Origin of the sequence: Gordonia sp. (in: high G+C Gram-positive bacteria), assembly GCF_020438995.1 — a bacterium.
Classification (GTDB): Bacteria; Actinomycetota; Actinomycetes; order Mycobacteriales; family Mycobacteriaceae; genus Gordonia.
Genome location: NZ_JAGQTN010000233.1, coordinates 1 through 6957, shown reverse-complemented (window position 1 = coordinate 6957; position 6957 = coordinate 1). Strand labels below are relative to the sequence as shown.

General features: G+C 66.3%; 8 protein-coding genes. 4 read left to right on the top strand and 4 right to left on the bottom strand.

The window, feature by feature from the left end:
• Positions 1-167 precede the first annotated feature (167 nt).
• On the bottom strand, positions 168-413 hold the full coding sequence (locus tag KDB67_RS16415; RefSeq protein WP_291017793.1) for a hypothetical protein: 246 nt from the start codon (positions 411-413) through the stop codon (positions 168-170).
• Between KDB67_RS16415 and KDB67_RS22415 the strand changes: the two genes are divergently transcribed.
• Both KDB67_RS22415 and KDB67_RS16405 read left to right on the top strand, forming a co-directional pair.
• Entirely contained in the window at positions 309-680 is a 372-nt protein-coding gene (locus tag KDB67_RS22415; protein ID WP_324388728.1) for a helix-turn-helix domain-containing protein, read from the top strand. The two genes, KDB67_RS16415 and KDB67_RS22415, sit on opposite strands and share 105 nt — an antisense overlap.
• A 95-nt stretch (positions 681-775) precedes the next feature.
• Positions 776-1018 (top strand): CopG family transcriptional regulator, encoded by a 243-nt coding sequence (locus tag KDB67_RS16405; RefSeq protein ID WP_291017791.1) that lies wholly within the window; start codon positions 776-778, stop codon positions 1016-1018.
• Positions 1019-1107: 89 nt separating this feature from the next.
• Here the strand turns inward: KDB67_RS16405 and KDB67_RS16400 are convergent, their stop codons facing one another.
• The 3 genes from KDB67_RS16400 to KDB67_RS16390 are packed head-to-tail and all read right to left on the bottom strand — an operon-like array spanning position 1108 to position 4753.
• Entirely contained in the window at positions 1108-2358 is a 1251-nt protein-coding gene (locus KDB67_RS16400) for a glycosyltransferase family 4 protein (protein ID WP_291017788.1), read from the bottom strand.
• On the bottom strand, positions 2346-3905 hold the full coding sequence (locus tag KDB67_RS16395) for a glycoside hydrolase family 57 protein (protein ID WP_291017785.1): 1560 nt from the start codon (positions 3903-3905) through the stop codon (positions 2346-2348). The genes KDB67_RS16400 and KDB67_RS16395 overlap by 13 nt, the downstream gene beginning before the upstream one ends.
• Positions 3906-3952: 47 nt before the next feature.
• Entirely contained in the window at positions 3953-4753 is an 801-nt protein-coding gene (locus KDB67_RS16390) for a class I SAM-dependent methyltransferase (protein WP_291017782.1), read from the bottom strand.
• 189 nt (positions 4754-4942) lie between these two features.
• On the opposite strand from KDB67_RS16390, the gene KDB67_RS16385 reads away from it, so the two are divergent.
• Positions 4943-5722, top strand: a complete 780-nt coding sequence (locus KDB67_RS16385; protein WP_291017779.1) for an electron transfer flavoprotein subunit beta/FixA family protein — start codon at positions 4943-4945, stop codon at positions 5720-5722.
• A 64-nt stretch (positions 5723-5786) separates the two neighbouring features.
• Positions 5787-6743: an electron transfer flavoprotein subunit alpha/FixB family protein gene (locus KDB67_RS16380; protein ID WP_291017777.1), complete on the top strand. Its 957-nt coding sequence runs from the start codon at positions 5787-5789 to the stop codon at positions 6741-6743.
• Positions 6744-6957: the final 214 nt, after the last annotated feature.

Sequence of the window (6957 nt, the reverse complement as noted above, 5' to 3'; positions counted from 1 at the left end):
GGCTCGCCGCACGCCTGAACCCCGCCCGACGAGTCAGAAGCAACCCCCGCGTCGTCAAACGCAAATACACCAAATGGCACGTCAAACGAGCACACCACCAGCACTGGCCCCAACCCGCAGGGCCACCTGCCTACACGCCAGTGCGCACTAACTGAACGGTATTGAGGCTAGCTAGGGCTCGGGCGTCCACGCAAGGCATCCAGTTCGTCGCCGGCCGCGACATCGTCGATGTCCCGGATCTGTGCATCGAGAGTGGATATGCCGGTCAGGATCGCGTAGATCGCGGTCTTCTCCAGCCACAGCCGTGAATCGCGGTAACCCGACGACGCATCGGCAACCACTTCAGCGTTACGCGGATCCTGCGGCACAATCTCATCCAGGCTCGAATACGACGTCGCGGTCGTGTCCTTCACCGACGCGGTCAGACCGCGGCCCTTTACCAAACCATCCGTCCGAACCCTGCTCAGCGGAGGCTCTCAGCGCAAGCGCCGTTCCTTACGCCGGAGCAGGTGGCGGTGCGACTGGGGATCTCACGCCCGACGATCTCGCGCCGCATCAAAGCCGGTGATTTGAAGGCGGTCACGGTTGGTAACCGCAACCGCATATCTGTCGCTGAGTTCGAGCGTTTCCGCGATGCCTACCTTGACGAACTGGCCGTTGCCTTCGCCGAGGACTTCTGATCGCCCAGATGACCCCGCACTGCCTCGGGATACCAAGTTGTCCATCACGGGTCGTTCGCACGGTCGTGTTTCGTGCGGTGCGGGTACCGTATGGCATGGGCAGGACCACGGTCTATCTGCCCGACGAACTCGATCAGCGGCTCGCGGCTGAGGCGCAGGCTCAGGGCGTGAGCAAAGGAGAGCTCATTCGCCGTGGTGTCACCAAACTGCTCGACGAGAGTCAGCGGGCCCGGCAGGCGAAGCCGTTCCCGGTGTTCCACAGTGGGCGTAGCCGAAGCGTCGACGAACTGCATGAAGCATTGGTCGAGCAGATTGCTGAGCGTGCCGCACGACGATGATCGTCATTGGCTGGGCGTCGAGTTCGGTGATGTCCTTGCGCGCGGTGGTTCCTCTGGGGCTCAACGGGCTCGGTGAGCGGGAGCCGCAGCTACTGGCCCGGGTCGCGTTCGGGGAGGGGACGTTCGATGATGGTGGGGCGGCCGTAGGCGTGGCGGACTCGGCGTTTGGCTGCCAGGTAGACGCCTTCGGTGCGTTCGGCGACCTCGCGCCAGGAGAAGTCCTCGGTGAGGCGGTCGCGGGCGCGGCGGGCACGCACTGCGGCGGCGGCCGGGGCGTCGAGGGTCTTGCGGATCGCCGAGGCGATGCCGGCGACGTCGGCGGGTTCGAAGGTGAAGCCGGTGACGCCGTCGTCGACGGCTTCACCGAGGCCACCGGCGGTGGAGACGACGAGGGGGATGCCGGTGGCGGCGGCTTCGAGGGCGACGATGCCGAACGGTTCGTAGCGGCTCGGCAGCACGATCGCGGCGCAGCGCTGCATCGCTGTGACCAGTGAGTTGTGGTCGAGGGCGCCGACGAACCGGACCGAGCGGGTCACCTTGTATTTGCGGGCGGTCTCCATCAGCCAGTCGAGCTGGGTGCCGGTGCCCGCGATGGTCAGGGTAGTGCCGGGGTGGGTGCGGCGGACGCGGGGGAGTGCGGCGAGCAGATCCTGGACACCCTTCTCGTATTCGAGGCGTCCGGCAAACAGCAGTTCGGCCGGGCCCGATGTGGCCGGGCGGGGTGCGAACGGCCAGGTGTCGACGTCGATACCGTTGTGGATGACCTGGATCTCCTCTGGACCGAACAGCCGGTTCACCTCGTCACGCATCGACTCCGAACAGGTGATGAGGGCGTCGGCCTCGTTGGCCAGCCACCATTCCACCGAATGCACCTGCCGGTTGGTGGAGCCGCTGACCCAACCGCTGTGCCGGCCCGCCTCGGTGGCGTGGATCGTGGCCACCAGCGGCACGTCGAAGAACTCGGCGAGAGTGATCGCGGGGTGGGCGACCAGCCAGTCGTGGGCGTGCACCACATCGGGTACCCACGCGGTTTCCGGGTCGCCGGCCAGAATGCGCAGGCCGGCGCGAACGAACGAATGGCCCATCGCCAGCGTCCACGACATCATGTCGGTGCCGAATTGGAACTCGTGCGGATCCTCGGCGATGGCGATCACCCGCACCCCGTCGGCGCGAGAATCGGTGGTGGGGTGGGTGAGTGAGTCGGTGCCCGACGGCCTGCGCGTGATGACGGTGACATCGTGGCCCAGCCCGGCCAGATCGACGGCCAGGTGGTGGACGTGGCGGCCGAGACCGCCGACGATCACCGGCGGGTACTCCCACGACACCATCAACACCCGCATGCGTCAGTCTCCCCATCGGTGGTTGTTCCGGTTGCCGTGACAAAGGCCGTCTCGTCGGACAGTAGCCCTTCCGAGAAGAGTCTGCGAGCGTCGATCCCGGCAAACAGGTTGTCGGCCCGCGACCAGTTCTCCGCCAGTCGCGTTGCCTGCTCGTCCCGGCCGCGTGCGGCGGCGTCGCAGATCTCGCGCGTGGCGTGGGCGTGTTTGTGGGCGCGATCGACGGCATATCCGGCGGCGGTGTCCTTGGACACCATGAACGGCCAGTCCGACTGCACCGTCATCAGGGTTTCGCGGACGATCTGATCGGCCACCCGATCACGGGTCTGCGCACCGGCCAGCCGCTTGTCGACGGTGTCGAGCGCGGTCTCGACGACCTCGGCGTTCAGTTGCACGAGGTGCTGCACCTGCGGACCGTTCCACACCCGCCAGTCCTTGCCCGAACCCCACGACGACGCGGGCAGATCCACCGGCTCGCCGACATATCCGTCGCGACGGGCACCGGCCAAGGTGCCGACCTGCACGCCGACCTCGGGCAGCCGGCGCAGCACCTTGTTGAGCCACATCGGGCCCTCATGCCACCAATGACCGAACAGTTCGGTGTCGAAGGCGGCTACGACGAGCGCGGGCCGTCCGATACGCCTCGATTCGGCGATCAGGCGTTCGCGGACATGCCCGACGAAATCGTCGACGTGCTTGTCGAGTACCGCGGCGACGCGCGACGGATCGTACGGCTTTTTCTGATCCGACGGCACGTTGCGACCGGTGACCCGGGACGGTTTGAGTCCGGTCTCGTGGTCGTAGGTGTGAAAGTCGCGATACGCCGCATGACCTGGATAGCCGGATTTGGGCGACCACACCCGATAGCTGACCGACAGGTCACGGCCGAAGGCGACCACGTCGGTGTCGCCGACCGGGCGGCCGAGTGCGGTGTCGCCGTGCAGGCTCGGGCCGTCGACCATGAAATGCCTGACGCCCGCGGCGGCGTACTCGCGTTCCATGCCAGGGGTGAACGCGCACTCGGGTGCCCAGATCCCGGCGGGGTCATAGCGCCATCGGCTGTGTGCGTCGGCCAGGCCCTCACGCAGCGAGAACCGACGCAGCCGCGGATCGAGCAACGGCTGAAACGGATGCGCGAGCGGACCGCCGAGCAGTTCGATGACGCCGGAGTCGATGAGGGAGCGGATCTGCGGGCTGCCACCGTGCTGCCAGTGCGTCTCGAACTCGCCGATCGCATGCGCGGACGACCGATATTCACGGTGCCCGAGTTCGCGACGATCGGCGTCGCGGGACACAGCGGCTTCCATCGACCGCAGTTGCCAGTCGGCGAGCCACTCGTACATCGACGACAGGCAGTGCGGGTCGTCGAGCTGGGCGGCGAGCACCGGCGTGATGCCGAGCGACATCTGGTCGCGGTAGCCGTCGGCGGCCAGCCCGCGCAGCACCTCGAACACCGGCAGATACGACGATGCCCACGACTGATAAAGCCATTCCTCGCCGACGGGCCAGCGGCCGTGGTTGGCGAGCCACGGCAGATGCGAATGCAGCACCAGGGTGAACTGTCCGGGGACCTGATCACTGGTGGAATGTGCGGCGTTCAGGGCCGCACCGCCACCGCGAACAGGTCCAGACTGGTGTCGATATCGCCGTCCCCGCCGGTGGTGTCGAGCACGTCGAAGTCGTCGGTGGCGATCGCGGCGACGTCGGCGGCCAGTTCGTCCGGCCACGGCACACCGGCCAGGGACCGTTCGATCTGGGCGTCGATGATCGACCCGCCCCACTTCTCGTCCAGCGCCCGGATCGCCGCGCCGTGGTACACCCCGTACATGGTCTCGACGCCGAAACCGCCGTCGACCAGCAGTTCGGTGAGTTCGGCGGCATTGAGTTCACGCGTGTGGAAGGGATTGAGCGGGGTGTCGCGGCCGGGGGAGAAGGTGATCCGATTGGGTGTGGAGATCAGGAGCTTTCCGCCGGGCCGCAGGACGCGCAGGCATTCGGCGATGAACTGCGGCTGATCCCACAGATGTTCGATGACCTGGAAATTCACGACGACGTCGACGGAGGCGTCGGCGATCGGCAGTTCGATCAGATTGCCCTGATGAACGGTCAGCTCGGGGTACCGGCGGCGGGTGTGCTCGACTGCGGAGGTGTCGTAATCGACGCAGGTGACCGAGTCGGCGACGGTCGCGAGCATCGCGGCGCCGTAGCCCTCACCGGAACCGGCCTCCAGGACCGTCTTGCCACGGCATTCGTCGAGGATCGACGTGTAGGCGATCTCGTGCCGGCGGAACCAGTAGTTCTCCTCGGCGATCCCGGGAACGGTGCGTTCGCCGGTGAGGGCCAACGGCGTTTCGGTGTCGACCGCCTCGTGTGCTGCCGAGTCGTTGTGAAGGGTCACCTGACCGAGCCTAAGGTATGACCGGCCGCCGTATCGAACCCCATACGGTATCGGTGGCCCGTCCGTCCGGGCGCGTGTGACGTAGTCGGTGTTTTGTGTCTTGGACCAGCACGTTAAAGTAGGTGAGACCAAACACAACTTACTCGTTGGTAAGTTGCTGACACCGACGCAGGAGGTCGACGTAGACCCATGACAAACATTGTGGTTCTGATCAAGCAGGTTCCCGACAGCGGTTCCGAGCGCAAGCTCGCCGACGACTTCTCGCTGGATCGCTCCATTGATCCGGTGATCGACGAGATCAACGAGAAAGCCGTCGAAGCCGCTCTGCAGATCAAAGAGGCCAACGGCGGCGAGGTCACAGTGCTGACCGCCGGACCCGCGAGCGCCACCGACGCGATCCGCAAAGCACTGTCGATGGGTGCCGACAAGGCTATCCACATCCAGGACGATGCCCTGCACGGCTCCGACGCGGTCCAGACCGCCTACGTCCTGGCCCGCGCGCTGGGCACCGTCGAGGGTGTCGAGCTCGTCATCGCCGGCAACGAGGCCACCGACGGTCGCGTCGGCGCCGTTCCGTCGATGATCGCCGAATTCCTGGAACTGCCGCACCTGACGTCGCTGCGGTCGCTCAATGTCGAGGGTGAGACCGTCACCGGTGAGCGTGAGACCGACGAGGGCATCTTCACCCTCGAGGGTGAGCTGCCGGCCATCGTCAGTGTCAACGAGAAGATCAACGAGGCCCGCTTCCCGTCGTTCAAGGGCATCATGGCCGCCAAGAAGAAGGAGATCGCAGTCCTCGCGCTCTCCGAGATCGAGGTCGAGGCCGACGAGGTGGGCGCCGAGAACGCAGGCTCCGAGGTCATCTCGTCCACCCCGAAGCCCGCCAAGCAGGCCGGCGAGCGCGTCGTCGACGAGGGCGACGGCGGCACCAAGGTCGTCGAATTCCTGGTCTCGCAGAAGATCATCTAGTTCTTCTCGACCGGCAATTCAACCCGACCAACTCCACGACATTCATTCCAGGAGATAAGAAATCATGGCAGAAGTACTCGTTCTCGCCGAGCTCGACGCCGAGGGTGGCCTGAAGAAGGCGACCGGCGAGCTCATCACCGCCGCCCGTGAACTGGGCAGCCCGTCGGCCGTCGTGGCCGCCGCGCCCGGCACCGCCGCCGGCGTCGTCGACGCCCTCACGGCTGCCGGTGCCGAAAAGATCTACGTCGCCGAGTCCGACGCGATCACCGGCATCCTGATCAGCCCCAAGGTCGACGTGCTGTCGTCGATCGCCGAGCAGGCCTCGCCCGCCGCGATCATCGTCGCCTCCAGCACCGACGGCAAGGAGATCGCCGGCCGTCTCGCGGTCCGTCTGGGCTCCGGCGTTCTCGCCGACGTCATCGCCGTCAAGGAAGGCGGCGTGGGTGTGCACTCGATCTTCGGTGGTTCGTTCACCGTCGAGGCGCAGGCCAAGGGTGAGGTTCCCGTGTTCTCGCTGCGCCCCGGTGCCGTCGAGGCCGTCGCGCAGGCCGGTGCCGGTGAGGTCGTGAACGTCGACGTTCCCGAGCAGGCCGAGAACGCCGTCAAGATCGTCAAGGCCGAGCCGAACGTGGGCGGCGACCGTCCCGATCTGACCGAGGCGTCGATCGTCGTCTCCGGTGGCCGCGGTGTGGGTTCGGCGGAGAAGTTCGCCGTCGTCGAGGCCCTCGCCGACTCGCTCGGTGCCGCCGTCGGCGCCTCGCGTGCCGCCGTCGACTCGGGCTACTACCCGGGTCAGTTCCAGGTCGGTCAGACCGGCAAGACCGTGTCGCCGCAACTGTACATCGCCCTGGGTATCTCGGGCGCCATCCAGCACCGCGCCGGCATGCAGACCTCGAAGACCATCGTGGCCGTCAACAAGGATGAAGAAGCCCCGATCTTCGAGATCTCCGACTTCGGTGTCGTCGGTGACCTGTTCAACGTCGCACCGCAGCTCACCGAGGCCGTCAACGCCCGTAAGTGAGTGTCGCGCGCGTCAGCGCACAGCACCAGGCGGCGGTTCGCCGCAACCTTCAGTCAACACCCGGCCGGTTTTCCGGCCGGGTGTTGCCGTGGTACGCCCGGCATGGGCATTCGCTTGGAGGTGGAAGTCCTCTGGAGGGGAAGGTGGTTTAACTCCTAGTTGATGGCAACTGCGTCACTGTGAGGTGGGGTGGGAAGGAAGCCGGAGACGAAAT